15 protein-coding genes and 5 pseudogenes are annotated in these 16,712 nt (G+C 68.9%); 10 read left to right on the forward strand and 10 right to left on the reverse strand.

Features of this window, described 5'->3' with window-relative positions; all coding sequences use genetic code 11:
- The 5 genes and pseudogenes from ACFU8Q_RS27185 to ACFU8Q_RS27205 form a co-directional block, all read right to left on the reverse strand.
- A pseudogene (locus ACFU8Q_RS27185) lies at positions 1-91 on the reverse strand (IS5/IS1182 family transposase); the annotation flags it as partial.
- A gap of 92 nt (positions 92-183) precedes the next feature.
- Positions 184-666: a ricin-type beta-trefoil lectin domain protein gene (locus ACFU8Q_RS27190; RefSeq protein ID WP_384458376.1), complete on the reverse strand. Its 483-nt coding sequence runs from the start codon at positions 664-666 to the stop codon at positions 184-186.
- 362 nt (positions 667-1,028) lie between these two features.
- Positions 1,029-1,527: pseudogene (gene tpg / locus ACFU8Q_RS27195) on the reverse strand (telomere-protecting terminal protein Tpg).
- Positions 1,528-1,698: 171 nt separating this feature from the next.
- A pseudogene (locus ACFU8Q_RS27200) lies at positions 1,699-1,974 on the reverse strand (transcriptional regulator); the annotation flags it as partial.
- A 480-nt stretch (positions 1,975-2,454) separates the two neighbouring features.
- On the reverse strand, positions 2,455-3,498 hold the full coding sequence (locus ACFU8Q_RS27205; protein WP_384458378.1) for a helix-turn-helix domain-containing protein: 1,044 nt from the start codon (positions 3,496-3,498) through the stop codon (positions 2,455-2,457).
- A 626-nt stretch (positions 3,499-4,124) separates the two neighbouring features.
- Here ACFU8Q_RS27205 and ACFU8Q_RS27210 point away from each other — a divergent pair.
- The 3 genes from ACFU8Q_RS27210 to ACFU8Q_RS27220 all read left to right on the forward strand — a co-directional run bounded on the left by ACFU8Q_RS27210 (position 4,125) and on the right by ACFU8Q_RS27220 (position 7,242).
- Positions 4,125-5,003 carry a sensor domain-containing protein gene (locus ACFU8Q_RS27210; RefSeq protein WP_384458380.1) on the forward strand — a complete coding sequence of 293 codons (879 nt, stop codon included), beginning with the start codon at positions 4,125-4,127 and terminating at the stop codon, positions 5,001-5,003.
- Positions 5,000-6,706 (forward strand): DNA/RNA non-specific endonuclease, encoded by a 1,707-nt coding sequence (locus ACFU8Q_RS27215; RefSeq protein ID WP_384458382.1) that lies wholly within the window; start codon positions 5,000-5,002, stop codon positions 6,704-6,706. The genes ACFU8Q_RS27210 and ACFU8Q_RS27215 overlap by 4 nt, the downstream gene beginning before the upstream one ends.
- Positions 6,707-6,771: 65 nt before the next feature.
- Complete coding sequence (locus tag ACFU8Q_RS27220) at positions 6,772-7,242, forward strand: hypothetical protein (protein WP_384458384.1); 471 nt, start codon at positions 6,772-6,774, stop codon at positions 7,240-7,242.
- A 1,177-nt stretch (positions 7,243-8,419) separates the two neighbouring features.
- On the opposite strand, the gene ACFU8Q_RS27225 is transcribed toward ACFU8Q_RS27220, so the two are convergent.
- Positions 8,420-8,770, reverse strand: coding sequence for a NucA/NucB deoxyribonuclease domain-containing protein (locus tag ACFU8Q_RS27225; protein ID WP_384458385.1), 351 nt, complete (start codon positions 8,768-8,770; stop codon positions 8,420-8,422).
- Positions 8,771-8,773: 3 nt separating this feature from the next.
- Between ACFU8Q_RS27225 and ACFU8Q_RS27230 the strand changes: the two are divergent.
- From ACFU8Q_RS27230 to ACFU8Q_RS27260, 7 genes and pseudogenes are all read left to right on the forward strand, one after another.
- Positions 8,774-9,109 (forward strand): annotated as a pseudogene (locus tag ACFU8Q_RS27230) (transposase); the annotation flags it as partial.
- A 72-nt stretch (positions 9,110-9,181) separates the two neighbouring features.
- Entirely contained in the window at positions 9,182-9,628 is a 447-nt protein-coding gene (locus tag ACFU8Q_RS27235) for an NUDIX domain-containing protein (RefSeq protein ID WP_384458387.1), read from the forward strand.
- Between the two features lie 133 nt (positions 9,629-9,761).
- Complete coding sequence (locus tag ACFU8Q_RS27240; RefSeq protein WP_384458389.1) at positions 9,762-9,983, forward strand: transposase; 222 nt, start codon at positions 9,762-9,764, stop codon at positions 9,981-9,983.
- A gap of 386 nt (positions 9,984-10,369) precedes the next feature.
- A complete protein-coding gene (locus ACFU8Q_RS27245; RefSeq protein ID WP_384458391.1) occupies positions 10,370-10,729 on the forward strand; it encodes a Tn3 family transposase in 360 nt (119 codons plus the stop codon).
- 51 nt (positions 10,730-10,780) lie between these two features.
- Positions 10,781-11,107, forward strand: a pseudogene (locus tag ACFU8Q_RS27250) (ADP-ribosylglycohydrolase family protein); the annotation flags it as partial.
- 128 nt (positions 11,108-11,235) lie between these two features.
- On the forward strand, positions 11,236-11,637 hold the full coding sequence (locus tag ACFU8Q_RS27255) for a hypothetical protein (protein WP_384458393.1): 402 nt from the start codon (positions 11,236-11,238) through the stop codon (positions 11,635-11,637).
- Positions 11,638-11,779: 142 nt separating this feature from the next.
- On the forward strand, positions 11,780-11,947 hold the full coding sequence (locus tag ACFU8Q_RS27260; protein ID WP_384458395.1) for a hypothetical protein: 168 nt from the start codon (positions 11,780-11,782) through the stop codon (positions 11,945-11,947).
- A gap of 223 nt (positions 11,948-12,170) precedes the next feature.
- Here ACFU8Q_RS27260 and ACFU8Q_RS27265 read toward each other — a convergent pair whose 3' ends face one another.
- The 4 genes from ACFU8Q_RS27265 to ACFU8Q_RS27280 all read right to left on the reverse strand — a co-directional run.
- Positions 12,171-13,754 carry a beta-N-acetylhexosaminidase gene (locus ACFU8Q_RS27265; RefSeq protein ID WP_384458396.1) on the reverse strand — a complete coding sequence of 528 codons (1,584 nt, stop codon included), beginning with the start codon at positions 13,752-13,754 and terminating at the stop codon, positions 12,171-12,173.
- 14 nt (positions 13,755-13,768) lie between these two features.
- The gene (locus ACFU8Q_RS27270; RefSeq protein WP_384458398.1) at positions 13,769-15,412 is read right to left on the reverse strand and encodes a DUF4127 family protein; all 1,644 of its coding nucleotides are present in this window, start codon (positions 15,410-15,412) and stop codon (positions 13,769-13,771) included.
- The gene (locus ACFU8Q_RS27275) at positions 15,412-16,110 is read right to left on the reverse strand and encodes an N-acetylmannosamine-6-phosphate 2-epimerase (protein ID WP_384458400.1); all 699 of its coding nucleotides are present in this window, start codon (positions 16,108-16,110) and stop codon (positions 15,412-15,414) included. The genes ACFU8Q_RS27270 and ACFU8Q_RS27275 overlap by 1 nt, the downstream gene beginning before the upstream one ends.
- The coding region (locus ACFU8Q_RS27280; RefSeq protein WP_384458402.1) for an ROK family protein at positions 16,107-16,712 on the reverse strand (606 nt) is incomplete at its 5' end. The genes ACFU8Q_RS27280 and ACFU8Q_RS27275, both read right to left, overlap by 4 nt.

The raw sequence follows: 16,712 nt of genomic DNA on the forward strand, positions 1-16,712 counted from the left end.
GCCCGGGATACCGGTGCCGCCGAGGCGGACGAGGAGGCAGCAGCGGGGCTATGCGTTCCCACAGGTCATCGGGCACGAGATCAGCAGACACCCGGCACAGCCTGCCGACACAACACCCAACTGCCAAGCCAACACACCGATCTCATTCTGAAACGATCAGTAGGGCCAGGACACTTACCTGCTTCAGGAGACGGGAAGGATCCAGTCCTGATACCGGTTGTAGCCGCTGTCGCAGGGAGCGGTCCCGAGATTGCCGTCCTTGACGGTCAGGCACCACTTCTCGCTGCCGAACTGTTCGAGCTTGCCTCCGTCTCGGATGAACCAGATCGGCCCGTTCGTGCCGTCATCGCAGGACCCCATCGACACGCCCCCATAGATGTAGGACGCAAGACACGGACGATACGGATCCGCCCACGCCGCGACGATCCTCACCGTGCCGTCATCGCGGCGATCTACCCTCCACTTCTGGGAGCCGTCTTGCTCGTCGCAACTCACCGCCTGTGGGCCGTACTGGCCGCCGATCGACAGGCATCGACCGGTCCCGTGGTTGATGATCAGTCCCCCCAGGGGGTCCGCCTGCGCTGTCGTGGCAGTCCCAGCGAGCAGAGCGATGCCCAGGGAAGCAACGGCAGTGATTCCACGCTTCACCCGCGAAGTTCGGCTCATACGGCACCCCTTTCAAGGAGTCGGACTCATGGCTTCCTGCCGAGACGGCAGTCACGCTGCGCATCCCAGCCGGCAGAAGCCTGCTTGGAAGGTGACACACTGCCACGACCACGACAGGTTGAACGAGGACAAAATTCGCGAAACAGGGCCAAACCCCCCGAACGAAGGAAATCGCCGACACGCTGAGTACGGACCGGACCCTGCGATAGGCCGGGCACTTGCTGGCAATGAGTTGCCAGCAATGCAGGCATAGGTGGGGTCGACGTCCGTCGCGCGCTGCGGTCCTCCACCGCTGCCGGAGTAAATGCGTACATGTACCAACAGATCCCACATCGGTCCGGGGCTCGCGGGCCGTTCGGGACCTACAGGTCGAACTCCAGGTGCTCGATGTCCGTGAAGCGGACTTCCTCCAGGGAGCCGGCGCGGCGGCCGTTGTCCTGGAAGTACACCTCTTTGAGAGCTTCGGCGGCGATCTCCCGTAGCTGCTGGTCGGTGGCGCCCCGCTCCTGGGCGTCGAAGAGGCGGGCGGCGTACTGCGGCGGCAGGGCGACGGTGAGGTGGCGCAGCCGGTCCTGGTCGGTGGAGCCGATCGGGGCGGTGTAGCCGAGGCGGGCGCGGGTGTCGATGACGACCGCCGGTGCTCGCCGCCTGCTCGCGGGCCTTCGCCCGGATCTGCGGCTGCCATCGGGCCTTCACCTCGCGCTCTATGCGGGCGGCGAGGTCGGGGCGGGGCTTCTTGATCTGGTCCTTCACGTACCGCTCGACGGTCCGCTGAGAGACCCGCAGCATCTGGGCGACCGCCTTGGTGCCCTTGAGCTGCTTGACCAGGTACCGCATCTACGCGCCGGCCGACTTCGGGATCGGGCGGGTGAACGCCTACTGCACCGCCTGGTCCAGGCCGTCCCCGAACATGCCCATCGCGGTCTACCTACTCTCCGTTGTCCTTGTCGGTGACGGTGCCGTCCTTGATGGACCGGGCGAGGTTGAGCTCCGGGGCGTTGAACTGCTCGCGCACGCCCTCTAAGAACACTGGAGCATCGACTGGACACCCTCCAGCTTCGCCAGGCCGGGCGTCGGCCCGAGGCGGAACCCACCAGGCTGCGGCTTGCCGGACGCCGCGTACGGGAGGAAGTCGAGCGGGCCCTCCCCCGGCGAGGGGTAGACGACGCAGTCGGACAGCACGGGGAGCGGGAACAGCCCGGTCATCGCGGCCATGTTGCGCAGCTTGCGGTGCATGCTGACTCGGGCCTTGCTGATCACGGCGGCCCGGATGTCGGGGCGCCACGTCGGCCGCTGAAGGGCCGGCCACACTCGCCGCCGCCCTTGCCCTGACTGTCAGGTACCGCATCCGCAGGGCAACCGACACCTACGCCCAGCTTTTGGAGGCCGCCATCCGCCTCCACGCCAGCGACCTGGCCGCCCAACTCGGCATTGCCCACACTGGCCCCCGGACCCCGTCCTCGGCGACGCCCTCACCCACTCCGCACCCAAACCCTCAACACATCCACCTCCGGCGGCACCCCGCCCCGCTGACCTGATGCACTCCGCTCCGCCGACGTTCCGGCCAAGCGCCTGGCGAGAGGTCCCGACACTTCCCGCCCGATCCCGGCCTGCACCGCCCGCCTACTATGTGGGACCCTCGCCGCCAATGCCACGACTCCACTTCGCTCTCGGTCGGCTCGTAGTCTTCTGGGTGTAACGCGTCTGCGTGCTCTCGGCAGCCTGATCAGTGTCGCGGGGCTCGCGGTTCAGGCGGGTGAGCAGGGCGAGTGCTGGGCGAGGCCGCGCTCACACAAGCCCATCTTGCTGGCCGCTCGCTTGCCTGTGGTCCGGCCGGCCTTCGGTGCGAGCAATTCCGGCGCGTATCGCCGACGGGCTGGGGCCCGCGTGCCGCATTTCGCGGGGACATACCCCGAAGCGCTGCCGGAATGCCGTGCTGAGCGCGCTCGAGGAGGAGAATCCCGAGGCATACGCCAGCTCAGTGATCGTCATATGTCGGTACGCGGGCGCCCGCAGCCGGTCCCGTACCAACCGCAGCCGCTCCTCGCGGATCAGCTCGCGGGGAGTCGTCCCGGCATGCTGCAGGGCCAGCTGCACCTGGCGCAGCGACCAACCCAGCGCCTGCGCCACGGTGACGCCGGCCATATCAGGGTCGGCCGCATGCTCGCGGATGTACCGACGGACCACCGTCTCCACATCGGCCAGATGGCCCGGGGCGGTGGGCCGGTCTTCGCCTGCAGCAAGCATGCACAGCAGCTCGACCAGCCGGTCCGACACCGCGTCGAACTGGCCGCTGGTGAGGGTGTCGCGCTCCTCATGCAGACCGGTCAGCATGCCGCCCACCACCCGGCCGAGGCCAGAGGTCAAGTCGAGGCCTGCAGTGAGCGGCGACGACCGATTCAATCGCCCATTCACCTCCTGAGCGGCGATCGACATGATGAGCGCCCGCATGGAGGCTTCCTGCAGGATCTCGAACGGTGTGGCGAACGAGATCAGGCACCCGGCCCCCGGCACCAGCCGTACCTCCCGGTCGTCCTGCCGCAGCACCATTTCCCCGGAGACCGGTAGCAGCAAGCGGTAGTCCTCGTCCGGGTCGCGCCGCGCCTGTCCTGCGGTCCGGGTGTACTTGATCGTGTCCGACCAGAACATGACGAGCTGATAGGTATCAGTGCACTGGCGGATTGTCCCCGCACGAAAGTCGTCGGTGCGCGGATACATGTAGCCCATCCGGCTTTGATACGACGTCACGTGCTCGCTCCAGAAGTCGGTACGCTCACGCAACGTCACATCCTGGGTTGTCAACGTATCCACAACGTAGGTTTCCAAGGCCATCGAAGACACCCTTCACCGCAGCGTTTCTCGTAGTGCGCATATCCAGAGTCGGCTCTCGCGCTCATGGCATCAAGCGCTGCGCACAGCGACAACTTCCTTACGCGTACGCGCAATTCATGGCGCACGATCCAGTCCTACAGTCGGTCACAGGATCCGCTGTGCGCCAGGGCAAGGAGGGGCGGGTCCCCGCCCGACTGAGGTGGGACAGCCCCGCAACAGTCCCATCCGAGGGAGGAACCCATGGGCAGAGCTTGGCCCCGTTCGAGGTAGGGCGGGCCAGGGCGTGATTCCCCTGGGGCTGCGTGCAAATGATCTGGCCGGCGGCGCAGGCAGTATGCGGCCTTGCGGCCACCGGCCGGTTTGCCGACAATTGCCGGTTCTGCCGCCAGGCGGGGCCTCAGCCGGCGGCGCCCCGTGCATCGCTGTGAGCGCCTGATGGTGCGGGCCTGAGCAGCACAGCGTAAGTGGACTGCGAACTCCCGTTGAATGACCGGCAGTTGGCAATTGCGGTGGAATCTCAAAAGTCCTCAAATCGAATGGGAGAGGCCTACTCTGCCCCGTTGAACGAGTGACTGCATGTAGCAGCCTTCGAGCAGGCCGCTACCTGAACCATGGGGGAGATCAGGGTGGATAAAGAAACCGAGTACGTCATTCCGTCGACGACGGACCTGGACAGGGGCGGCCCGGCTGACTCCGAGACGTCAAGTCGGGGCGGACTGCTTCGCTCGCTGCGGGTTAGACGTCCGCGCCCGGCCTCCGGCGTGGTCGCGTCGCCGCAGCAACCGGCTCCGCATCCCGTTCCTTCGCAGAGTACGAGTGGGCGCGGCGTCGGTCGGCTGCTGCGTCACTGGCAGCTGCTCGCGGCTGCGGTGGTGCCCTGCCTCATCCTGGCCGGCATCGGATGGTGGCTCTGGCCGCAGCAGCCTACGAACGGCCCACCACACATCGCCGCGGGGACGGTCCAAGCGGACCTTCTCGACCCTGACAGTGTCAGCCGTCTGGCCGGGACGACAGTGGTCGCCAGCGCCCAGTCGAACCGTCCTCACGACCCGCTGACCGTTTCGCCGTCAGACTGCACCATCGCGGCGGGACCGACGACCCAGTCGGTCTACGGGCAGGCGTGGACCGCGTTCGTGTCGGCGACCTACAAGGACGCGGGGGCCACGGGCGCCTACACCGTGAATCAGGTGGTCGGCGTGTTCCGGGACAGCGACAAGGCCGATGCGGCCTTCTCGACCCTCACCAAGGGGCTGAACGCGTGCTTGTCCTCGACGCGCACCGATCAGGACGGCCGCACCTCGAAGTGGACGTACAAGGCACAGCCGTCCACCCAGGTCGCGGTGGCGTGGACGGCGGCACAGGACGGCAACGCGAACTGGGCCTGCTCCCACCAGGCGCGGGTGAACGGCACGAGTCTCGTCCAGGTCTCGGTCTGCCAGGCCGGTGACGGCCAGCCGACTGCCGCGAAGCTCGCCGACGAGCTCACCAGGAAGGTGAGCCGATGACCACAAACCCGCTCAAGTCGGCCGCTCGCCGTCGGCGCACCATGCGGCGCGCAATCCTCCTGGTGCTGGTCGCGCTCTTGGCGCCGATCGTCGCCACGGGAGCGTCGGCAAGCGCGGCCACCAGCGCTGCGGGTGCCCTGGCCCAGCCGGGCACTACCTCTCCCCTGGTCCCGTCCGGAGACATCACGGCCGTCTCCGCAGCCCTCGTGCAGAAGGTCGAGGACTTCAACCGACAGGAAGCGGAGATATCCCGGCAGGCGAAGGAACTGGTCGCCGAGGCGGAGCGGATCACCAAGGATGCCGCAGCCTTGCGCACTGCCACCACGGCGTTCAACTCCAAGAGCGCTGCCGTGGACCAGAAGGCCAGCGACTTCAACTCGCGTGCGGCAGCCCTGACCGCGAAGATCAGCGCCCACAACAGCAAACCGCATACCTTCCGGATGCCCGCGCAGGCCGCCGCAGCCAACGCGTACGGCGCTGAGGCGAGCAGGCTGAGGGCCGAGCAGGCCCGGCTGCAGACCAAGAAGAGCAGTCTGCAGAACGAGCAGAATCAGCTCAGAAAACAGGGGTCCAAGCTCCGTTCAAAGAAGTCCCAGCTCACCGCCACCTCCTCAGCACACGACGCGAAGGCCCGGACGCTACGGAGCAAGGAGAAGCAACTGCAGTCCCTGGGACAGCAGTTGCTTCAGCAAATCGCTCAGGCCATTCAGAGCCTCGACGACAATCCGCCGGACCCGGCGGCGATGATGGACCAAGGCGGCGACGCGGCCAGTCCGCCGCAGTACCGCGACCAGTCGCAGAGCCAGGAAGCCGGCCTTGCTGACAGTCCGTCTAGGCAGCCGCAGGTCTCCGCCCTGAAGGCGTATGCAAAGCAGTCCGGCACCACCGTCAACATGCAGCCGGGCACGGCGTATCTGTCCCCCGGCGCTGTCAGCGGGCTGCCCACCGCCCAGGCGGCGCAGCTCGGCAGCCCGGTCGGTACCTACGACGGCCTGGCCCGCAAAGCCAACGGACATTACAGGGCCCTGAGGGTGCAGACACCCGGGGCCTCCGGCTCTCCGGAACAGGCGGCCTTCGACGAGGCCATCGCGCGCGGTGGCCAGGCCGAGGCCAGTGTCGGCGGCACCCGGATCACCATCGACGAAGTGACGTCCGTCGCGGCACCGGCTCCGACCACCCGGCCGCGGCCAGGGCCCGATACGAACACGGACAACAAGCAGCGGTGTGACAGCGAGCCCAAGTCGTCCCGCTTCCAGTACCAGCCGCTGGACGGGGAGGGCCGCGCCCAGGGGGCAAGCGCGCTGCTCTGCCCGAGCGACCTCAAGCCCCCGCTCGCGGACCGAGACACCGGCTCGGTTGACGTGTACGGGTTCCCGGACCCCGCGCAGAACACTCCCAGGTCAGGGAAAGGAAACATCTTCGACCGCACGCACATCGTCGGCGACAAGGTGAGCGGCGACTGGGTCAACGAGAACCTGTTCACCGGGTTCAAGCGCATGAACCGGAGCGGCATGCGGCGCTGCGAGATCAAGATGGAGAAGCAGCTCGCGGATGGAAAATGGGTCCAGTACACGGGGAAGGTCAACTACAGCCACACCACGGGAATAGCGGACAGCATCACCATGTCCGCCTACACCAAGGACGGAGTACTGTTCGACAACGTCGTGGTCCAGAACAGCACGGATTGGCAGACGACATGCTGAGGATCGAAGAGCTAGAGGCCGCGCTTCCGTCGATGACACGGTGGCGTGTGTCTGGGGAGCGCAACGTGGACTGGGGCGCCCTTGAGGCGGTCCTCGGGACGGCGCTGCCCTCGGACTTCCACGCTCTGGCGGAGGCGTACCCGGTGCTGGTCATCGACAACTTGCTGAGCGTGTCCGTTCCCCGTCCCGGCACCGAGGCGTTGTGGGCCTCCGAGGCCAGGGAAGACGAGATCCTTCAGGATCTGTACGAGATGGGCGACACCGAGGGCTACGTTCCCTTCCCGCAGCCCGGCGGCCTGATCAGCTGGGCGTCGTCCTATGCGGGGGACTCCTTCTACTGGAAGACGAGCCCTGCGGACCCGGACGCCTGGCCGGTGGTCGTCCGCGGAGACAACGGCAACTGGTCGGAGTTCCCGGTCGGTGCCGTCGAGTTCCTGACCGGCGTCTACAGGCGCACCATCCACGTGCCGGGCATGCCCAGGGACTTCCCTAGCGACTACCCGCAGGTGCTGGGCCTGAGCGACCGCATCGACTGATCGGCAACTGATCCGCAGGCACATGTAAACAGCGATCGCCCCCAGGGTCCCTGGGGGCGATCGTCATTCAGCGGTCGCGCGATCCTGTAGGTGCCGAGAACCAGGTTCGTGTTGGTCACGCGGCGTGTTGGTATTCGCGCAGGATGCCAGCGAGGCGGTCGCGTCGATGGACGTCCAGGCGCTCGTCGTGGGCGCGAAGGCCCAGCGGCGAGCCCAAGGAGATCCAGGTGGAGCGTGATCACAGCCGGGCTGCGGCGCTTCCTCGTCAGTTTCGCAGCGAGTGGGACGCCGCCCGCCGCCAGACGGTCCGCGCGTGATCCGGCCCCGGGGCCGCTACCGCTGCCAGCACAACAAACCCGACCTCCGTGGAGACCGGCAGCGTCCGGCCCTGGACTACCAGGGCTGTGGGCCCACTCGCTCAACTCAGCCAGCCGGGTTGTCCGGGGTGCTGGTGTGCAGCTCGGCGTGTATGGGGGCGATGGGCATCTCCTCGGCGGGCGTGGGGGTGTTGCTGCGTGGGCTTCTGCTGCCTTCGCTGCCGTGTACTCCTGGGGGCTGGCCGTGCGCCTGCGCCTACCGGCCTCGTCGGTGAGCCGGTGCCGGGTCTCCGGTGCTTGGGGGGCGGCCCAGATCTGGACGAGGTGCTGTTCCAGAACGGTGTCGCCCTCCTCCACGTAGATGTCGCCGACTGCGGACGCCGCATCTCGTCCACGTGCGTGGATCCGGAACCTCCACCACTGGTACTCCCCCTCTTCACCGAGGAGGGGAATTCCACCAGGTCCTCGGAGAGGGGATCGCCCACCAGCGGTCCCTCGGACGGGAAGTACAGGCTGATCTCGACGGCCTCGTCCCAGCCCTCACGGTTCAGCGGCGGCTCGTCGGCGGTCACGTCGAAGACGACGTCGACATCACCGTAGGACGTCCCGGTCAGGACGGTGGCGTAGGTGGCCTCCGCGTTGACGTAGACGAGTCCGCTGCCCGCGAGCCGGTCGTCGATGTCCTGATCCGGCTCCTTGCGTCCGTGTCCGGCAGAACGTACTGATGGTGAGACACCTGCACACGGGCCGGGCCCTGGGCCGTCATCGTTCTCCCCGTTCTCTCAACTCTCCGACACCGCGCCGCGGCCCACCCATCCTCAGCAGACAGGCGGGTCGCACACGAGTTGTGCGCTGTTGGGTCAGACCGCGACCCAGAAGCCATCCTTGTTCACCAGGCGCTCCTGCTTGTAGAAACCGATGATCCGGCCGCCCTGCTGGTCCTGTTCCTTCTCCGGGACCATAGCGATGCCCCGGCTCGCCGCCGGGAGCGCTGTTCCCCCTTCGTGGGTCCGGGCGAACGGGTACTCGTCGCAGGACTTGCCGCGCGGCGGAGTCGTCCTCCCGCACACGGCACGCCGGTTCGCAGCCGCCTTCCTGTCATCGGTGAGGCGGTGCAGCGGGTGGCCGAAGCCCGGCTTGCCGTAGTGTCCGCCCTTGGCCTGGATCGGGTCTGTACGGTCAACGGTGGATCTTCGAACCGGAAGTGACACCTGATGACAGACGTGATCGTCTCGGCTGAGGTCGTCGAGGAAGTGCAGCCCGCCGGGATGCCGGAGGCCCTGGACGACCAGTTGATCGGGCAACTGGTGGACCGCGCGAAGGCTGGCGGGATCAAGTTGACCGGTGAGGGCGGGCTGCTGCAGCAGCTGACGAAGAGGCTCTTGGAGTCCGCTCTCGAGGGTGAGATCACCGATCATCTCGGCCACGAGAAGCATGAGAGGGCCGCCGACGGCAACACCCGCAACGGGACTCGTTCGAAGACCGTGGTGACCGAGGTCGGGCCGGTCGAGATCGAGGTCCCCCGGGACCGGACGGGCAGCTTCGAGCCGCTGGCTCGCAAAGGGCACACACATCGGGGAGATCTCTCGTGACCGAGGTGGTGCAACCCCTACGCTGCGGGAATGCGGGAGTTGACGTTGCGTGTCCGAGTGGCTGCCTACGTACTGCGCCGACGCGTGGGACGGCCGGTGGAACTGCTCGTGTTCGACCATGACGCGGACCTGCCGCCCGGCACGCACATCCCGGCTGGAGGTGTGGCGCCGGAGGAGCCACTGAAAGAGGCAGTACTGCGGGAAGTCGCAGAGGAATGCGGACTGACATGCGTTCGGGTGCTGCGCCCCATCGCCGAGGAACACACTCCGCACCCGATCCGCCGGTTTCCTCGCCGCACCACCTTCTTTGAACTGGAGGTTGTTGGCGACGCAGATCTCCCCGATGCATGGGACCACCATGTGACGGGTGCGGGTCGCGACAATGGCATGAAGTTCCATTGCCGATTTGAGCCACTGCCCCTGGCCTTCCCCTTGGCGGACGGTCAGGATGCCTGGCTGAATCGTCTGGATGCGTGAACGCCGTTACTTGGCCGTCATCTGACCAGCTGGCCCTTGACGGTCTGCGCAGGGCGGTCTGAGCTGAACCGGATTTTGTAGCGGCTCTGAAGCCAGGCATGATCGCCTCGGCGGATGGGAGAACACAGGTCCGATGCCTGCACCACGGAAGTACCCCGATGAACTGCGTGAGCGAGCGATCCGTGAGGTCCAGACCTCGGGGCGTCCGGTCGCTCATGTGGCCCGAGACCTCGGGATCCACAAGGAAGCCCTGCGGAACTGGGAACGTCAGGCCGAGGCCGACCAGAGCCTGCTTCAGCAGCCCGTGCCGGCCGCTGTGACCCCCAGGCGGTCAAGAAGGTGTGGCACTACCTGACGCGTTTCGGGGCACCCCCGAAGTTCACTGACAGGCCGGTGACTCCGGCACCGACGGAGGGGGCCGTACTCGATAGCCTTCGTTGAGGCGATCGGCGGGGTATGGCCCTGATCCGCGACGCCATACAAGGGTGTCCTCGGCGCGGGAGCCGAATGACTCTCGTACAGCTGCGGCAAAATGGCTTGTAGCGACGGCCGACCGTCCGGGGCCGCGGACAGGGGGCCGGACACGACAAGGGGCCTATCACCGTCGTTCCAGGCAGCACCTGAGTCTCCCGGGCGCCCGGTCCGTCCTCTGGACACGCCGACGGAATCCCGAGATCCACCTCGCCGCCGAATCTGCGGCTCCGGGACCTTCATCGGGCGATCGAGGAGTGCCTGAACGTCATGGATTCCTCCAACGGCGCCAACTCCGTGATCGCCTACGGCAAGGGCGGGGAGATCGCCTCGAACCGGCGCGAAGAGCAGGAGATGTTCGTGCTGTGCCTGCGGATTCTGCAATCGGCCCTGGTGTACGTGAACACACTGATGCTCCAGGACATCCTCGGCGAACCGGAGTTGGCGGGCCTCCTCACGCCTGCCGACCAACGTGGCCTGACCCCGCTCTTCTGGTCCCACGTCCGGCCCTACGGTGAGGTAAACCTCGACATGGACACCCGCCTGAACCTCACTGCGGGCTCGACGGTTCCCCGCCCTCGTATCGCTGCGGGCGTCGAGCAGTCGGTGCTGAGCTGCACAGATCGGTGAGCCCCTTGCAGCGCCGCGCGGCTGACGAGACGGCACAGATATCCTGCGCGAATGAAGCGGATGCAGCGGGCTGCTGGCGCAGTCGTCGGCTCAGCGGTGGGTGACGCCTTGGGCGGTCCCTTCGAGTTCGGTCCCCCGGGAGCGTTCTCCGCGCGGTTTCCCGCGCCTGGTGCTGGTGGCGAGATGTGCGGAGGCGGTGGCTGGGGCCCCGGCGAGGCCACTGACGACACGCAGATGGCCGTTCTGGTCGCGGAGTCCCTGCTGGAGCGAGGCGGACTGGATCTGCCGGACATCTTCGCCCGCTTCCAGCGGTGGTCGGCATCAGAACCGAAGGACATCGGCTTGCAGACCGAAGACGCTTCCACCGAGCCGACGCCGAGAGCCTGTCGCATTTCGCCCGTTGGATCGGCGCCATCTGACGGACTGCTACAAGCAGTAGCAGTTGCGCCCCTTCCCAGGCCTCACGATCTACCTGTCCGCACCACACAGGTAGAAGGGAGGGGCCCATGACCACCCCTGTGCTCGTCGACGGTCAGGTGAGCATCGCTCGCCTCCATGGCGAGGCCTGCTGGACCTGCGGCGCCGTCACCCGCGGCCTCATCCCTGCGGGAGTCGTCGTCTTGGCGGGGCAAACCCAGCCTTGGCCAATCGTCTCCTGTGGCTGCACGCCGGTCACCGGCATGGAGACGACCATGCCCCCATCCGCTGCCGCGTCACCTCTGCCTGATCTTCCTGATCCGGTGACACTGTCCGACGCGCAGCAGCGCGGCGCGAACTGCGTCTGGTGCATTGCCCCTCTGGCTATCGGCGCGGCGCACGACCTCGGGCCCTGCCCGGTCGACGCGCATGACACCGCGGCCAGATGGTTCCCCCGCTGCTGCCCCACCTGCTGGAAGGGCCACCAGTGACAACCCTGAAGAAACCCAGCCACCCGCGCGGCGACGATGCGTACCGAGTCCTGGTGCGCCACACCTACGGGTGCGCGGCCTGCCGCTGCTCGCCCTGCCCGACCGCGGTCCGCCTCACCCGTGCGTGGAGGGAGGCCCGCCGATGATGTGCGACCGCTGCCACCAGCCCGTGACCCGCGACGAGTCGAAGCCGTACGACGTGCCCGGAGCGTCGGGCCCCGGCATCACGATCTACGTGCACAAGCGTCCCTGCGCCCTGCCCGTCTCGGCCCAGCCGCAAACGTACCCGCAGCGCAGGCGCAGGCCCTGATCTCCCGCCCGCGACTGACGCCGATCGGTCGCGGGCGGGTTCTACTCCCGTACAAGGTCGGCGAGCGGCACACCGAGCATGTCGGCGAGCGGGGCACTTTCTCGGTCAGCCGCTCGCGTGCCGCCCAGGGACGGCGTGTGCGCGCTTCGGCGACGACCGTGAAGGTTGGGGGCTCAGATCGGTCACCGCGGCGACGTCCAGTAGCGATCCCCGGGTCACCGGGTCACCCCCACGGCACCTCCACCGATCGGTGGTATCGCCACCCGAGCCCGGACCACCGCGGCGCGTGCGTGGCAAGCCGTACCCGGTATTCCTCCCAGGCCCGCCCGTCGACCGGCGACCATCCGATCTCCGCGATGCCGGGGAGCCGCGGCAGCGTCATGTACTGCACCTCCTCGAACGTCGCCACCCGCTCCGTCCACAGCGCGGACTCGGCGCCCTGCACCTGGCTCTCGGTGACGCCAGGGATGTAGGTGGCCGGGTCCCAGGTGTAGCCGTCCTGGACGTCGGTGTAGCCGGCCCAGTCGTGCCCGTACGGCGTGTCGGCGTCGTATTTCATGTCGAAGTACGCCTTCTTGCTGGGCGAGAGGACGAGTTTGGCGCCCTGTGCCAGCGCGCCCTGTGCCTTTGCGGCGTTGGCCCAGAACTGGACGACGGTGCTGGGGGCGATGTCGGCGAGGCCGACCTCCTCCCAGCCGACCGTCTGCTTGCCGAGGCCGTGCACGGTCTGCTGGGCGCGGCTGATGAAGGTGCGGTAGTCCTCGGGTTTGGTCGCCAGCGCCTCGTCGCCGCCGATGTGCAGGTAGGGGCCGGGGGTGAGGTCGGCGAGTTCGCCGAGGACGTCGCCGATGAACCGGTAGGTGAGGTCCTTGTCGATGCACAGCGAGTTGGGGATGCCGGTCTCGCCCGTGTAGAGCGGCGGTGCTACGCCGTCGCAGGTGAGTTCGGCGTAGCTGGCCTGGGCCGCGTTGACGTGGGCGGGCATGTCGATCTCGGGGATCACCATGATGTGGTGTTCCGCGGCGTGGCGGACGATGTCGGCGTACTCCCGTTGGGTGAAGTAGCCGCCGGGGCCGCCGCCGACCTCGGTGGAGCCGCCGTAGGTGGCCAGGCGGGGCCAGCTCTTGATCTCCAGGCGCCAGCCCTGGCTGTCGCTGAGGTGCAGGTGGAGGCGGTTGATCTTGTACAGAGCGAGGATGTCGATATAGCGCTTCACCTCGTCGGCGGTGAAGAAGTGCCGGGCCACGTCCAGCATGGACCCGCGCCAGGGGAACCTCGGGGCGTCGTCGATGTGCAGGGGGGAGATGGTCCACGGACCGGCGTGCGGGGTGGCGGACTCCGCCGCGGCAGGAAGCAACTGGCGCAGGGTCTGCGTCGCGTGGAAGAGCCCGGCCGGCTCGGCGGCGCGCAGGTGGACGCCGCCGTGGGTGACGTCAAGGCGGTAACCCTCGGCAGAGGGCGTCTCGTCGTCGTCGGCCAGGGTGATGGCCTGCGGGGCGGCGCCAGAGGCAACCACCGGGACGGCATAACCCGTGGCCCGGCGCAGCCAGGTGGCCAGGTACTCGGCCGTGCGGCGGGCCTCGTGGGCCCGGTGGCGCACCGCGACGGCGGTGTCGGCGGTGATCTCAAACGGCTGGCCGCCGGTCATCTGCAGCGAGCGGGGCTTGGGGATGAGGGCGGGCGCGGGCGGCGTGACGGGGGCGGTGCGGGCGGGGGCTGCGGCGGCGGTGGGGGTGAGGTGGGCGGCGCCGGCGAGGCCGACGGCGCCGGCGAGGAGGATGCTGCGGCGACGGGGGCTGTGCTGCATCGGTGGTTTTCCTCTCAGGCCAGGGTGAGGTGGGGCTCGAGGGTCACCTCGAAGAGGCGGTCCCAGGGCAGTTCGATGTGGATGTCGGTGACGTCGGCGAGCTTGGCGGTGCGGGTGGTCGCGCCGCGGTGGCCGAGGAGGAGGTGGTGGCCGGCGAAGTGGTCGGTGAAGTACTGGCGGGTCACCGGGGCGAGGCGGTCTTGGACCCAGCCGTCGAAGAACGCTTTCTGCTCAGCCGTCAGGTTCATAGGGTTCCACCCCTTGGACGTGGCCTCCGCGTAGGCGGCCTTCTGGATGACGTTCTTCCAGTGGTCGTCCTTGACGAACCGGTAGAGCAGGTACTCCGCGTGCGCCCGGCCCGGCCCGGTCAGCGCCGGTACCCCCAGTCCGCTGGTCGAGCGGTGCAGGAACGCCCAGCGGGCGGTGGCATGGGCCAGGGCTAGACCGAGGGCGTTGCCGCCGGTGTTCCAGCCGGAGTACGACAGCAGCGCGGCCAGGTCGACTCGCTGTTCCAGCTCGGCCACCAGGTCGTGGTCGGCGCGGTTGACGAAGACCGGGTCCACCACGACGACCGACTCCCCGGACGCCGTCAGCTCGGCGGCCCGGCGGGCGAACACGGCGAGGTCGGCCGCCCGCTGATTCTCGCTCGCCGAAGGGGTGTTGACCATAAGCACCAGGTCAGCGCGGCCGTCGACGACGGTGCCGCCGACGGACTTCGCGTGCCGGCGGATGTTCTCCGCGAACGGGATGCCCTCAAGGTCCGCCGTCCACTGCTCGCCGGAGATCCCGGCGTACTCCACCCGGTAGGTGGGCGCGGTCCCGGCGGCGATCAGCCGGGCGACCAGCAGCGCGTCCACCTCGTCCGCGCCGGGGAAGACCTCGACCCGCCGGCCGACCCCCAGGTACTCAACCAGCTTCTCGAGCTCGACGCGTTCGGCCCGGGCCAGGCCCACCGGGGCAGTGTCGTCCTCGGAGAGCACCAGATGGCTGATGGTGCCGTCGGCGACCCACTTGACCATCTGCCGGTTGACCTCATGGTTGCGGGCCCGCGCCGTCAGGTAGTCGTCGACCACCGCGTCCGGGATGGTGGCCCGGACTGCCTCGAGCCGGGGCCGCAGCTCTTCCTGGCCGAGGTTCTCCACCTGGTCGTACAGCTTGGCCCACTCGACCAGCGGAGCTACGTACTGTTCGAGGTCGGGATTGCCGGGGGTCAACGCGAGGCGCTGGATGGTGTCGTGGACCACGATCTGCGCGCCCGGCCGGGCGGCCCGCAGCGCCCGGATCGCCGCGACGTTGGCCCGCGCCGACTCGAGGGTGGGCGTGCCGGTGCGGGAGGCGATCAGGCCGCCGTAGGCGAGCATGCTCACCGAGATCACGTACTCGTCGGCGCCGACCGAGCCCAGCCAGCGGGCGATGGCCGCGCCGTCCCCGGGCTGGAAGAACCGGCCGAGCGCCTTGCGCGGCGGCAGTGTGAGGTCGACGTCGGCGACGGCGGCGGTCATGGTCGGGCAGTAGACGTTGACGGGCCGGTCGTCGAGAGGGACGAGGACGATCCGGCGGCTCGGACGTGAGGCCGCGGTGGCGGCCTGCGGGGTGAGGCCCAGCAGCGGGACGGCCAGGCCGGCGGCTCCGGCGGTAAGGACTGTGCGTCTTCTCATCAGGGGTGCCTTCCGTTCGCGTCGGCGTGAGCAGGAGCTATCCGGGCCAGCTCCCTGGTCAGGTACAGGGGTGAGGTGATGGCGTTGCCCACCACCACGGCGTGCGCCCCTGCGGCGTAGGCGCGTCGCAGGTCGTCCGGGGTGCGGTAGCGGCCCTCGGCGAGCACCGGCACGGCCAGCCGCGTGGCCAGGCGTTCGAGCAGGCCGAGGTCGGGCCCCGGGGTCTTCGGAGAGTGCGGGGTGTAGCCGGAGAGCGTGGTGGCGACGGCGTCGGCACCTGCGTCGGCTGCGGCGTGTCCCTCCGCCTCGGTGGACACGTCCGCCATGACGAGGGCGCCGGCGGCGTGCGCGGCGGCGACGACGGCCGGGAACGGTGCGGGCCGCGGCCGGTCGGTGGCGTCGATGGCGACCAGGTGCGCCCCGGCCTGCGCAACGGCGAGGGCGTGCCTGCCGGTCGGGGTGATCGTCGCCGGCCCGGGGCCGTCCTTCCACAGGCCGATGACCGGCACGTCCACCGCCGCCCGCACGGCGGCGATGTGGTCGGGGGTGTTGGCGCGGATGCCGGCCGCGCCGCCGAGGACCGCGGCGGCGGCGACCCTTGCCTGCACGGATGCGTCGCGCATCGGGTCGGCGGGTTCGTCCGGCAGCGGCTGGCAGGAGACCACCAGGCCGCCGCGGAGGATGTCGAGAACGTTCACTGGGGCTCCGTCTCGGTGGTGTGCGGGAAGGTGACCGACCGGGGCCGGCTGCCGGGATCGGCTGGCCCGGGATCGGCTGGCAGGCGCGTGGCCCGCCGGGTCATCGCCGCCCTGGCCGCGCCGACGGCGACCGCTGCGGCACCGAGCGCGGCCGGGACCAGCGTCACGTCGGCGTGGACCGGTAGCCGTTCGGCGGCGTAGGCGCTGCGGGTGTGTGGCAGCAGGGCTCTACCGGCGCCTCCGGCCAGCACCACCGTCTGCGGGTCGAGCAGCGCCACCAGGCCGGCGAGGGTCCGGCCGAGGGCGTGGCCGGCGGTGGCGAGGACCTGCGCGGCGGCCGCGTCGCCGGCGGCGCAGCGGGCGGCGACCTCATGGCCGGTGACGTTCGCCCCGGTGCGCAGCCGGTAGGCGCGGGCGAGCCCGGTGCCGGAGGCCACGCCCTCCAGGTGTCCGGTGCGCCCGCAGCCGCAGGTCAGCTTGTCGGCGTCCGGCGCCGGAAGATGAGCCATCTCTCCGGCGCCGCCGCGCGCCCCGTGGTCGATGGCGCCGCCGCGGACCAGGCCGCCGCCGAGGCCGGTGCCGACCGCGACCAGCAGCACATG

The organism is Streptomyces sp. NPDC057543 (assembly GCF_042801895.1).
Lineage (GTDB): Bacteria > Actinomycetota > Actinomycetes > Streptomycetales > Streptomycetaceae > Streptomyces.

Coding starts and splice junctions, on each gene's coding strand:
- ACFU8Q_RS27260 (WP_384458395.1), top strand. CDS start 11,780: ATGATGTGCGACCGCTGCCACCAGCCCGTGACCCGCGACGAGTCGAAG.
- ACFU8Q_RS27190 (WP_384458376.1), bottom strand. CDS start 666: ATGAGCCGAACTTCGCGGGTGAAGCGTGGAATCACTGCCGTTGCTTCC.
- ACFU8Q_RS27270 (WP_384458398.1), bottom strand. CDS start 15,412: ATGAGAAGACGCACAGTCCTTACCGCCGGAGCCGCCGGCCTGGCCGTC.
- ACFU8Q_RS27245 (WP_384458391.1), top strand. CDS start 10,370: ATGGATTCCTCCAACGGCGCCAACTCCGTGATCGCCTACGGCAAGGGC.
- ACFU8Q_RS27255 (WP_384458393.1), top strand. CDS start 11,236: ATGACCACCCCTGTGCTCGTCGACGGTCAGGTGAGCATCGCTCGCCTC.
- ACFU8Q_RS27205 (WP_384458378.1), bottom strand. CDS start 3,498: ATGGCCTTGGAAACCTACGTTGTGGATACGTTGACAACCCAGGATGTG.
- ACFU8Q_RS27265 (WP_384458396.1), bottom strand. CDS start 13,754: ATGCAGCACAGCCCCCGTCGCCGCAGCATCCTCCTCGCCGGCGCCGTC.
- ACFU8Q_RS27235 (WP_384458387.1), top strand. CDS start 9,182: ATGCGGGAGTTGACGTTGCGTGTCCGAGTGGCTGCCTACGTACTGCGC.
- ACFU8Q_RS27240 (WP_384458389.1), top strand. CDS start 9,762: ATGCCTGCACCACGGAAGTACCCCGATGAACTGCGTGAGCGAGCGATC.
- ACFU8Q_RS27215 (WP_384458382.1), top strand. CDS start 5,000: ATGACCACAAACCCGCTCAAGTCGGCCGCTCGCCGTCGGCGCACCATG.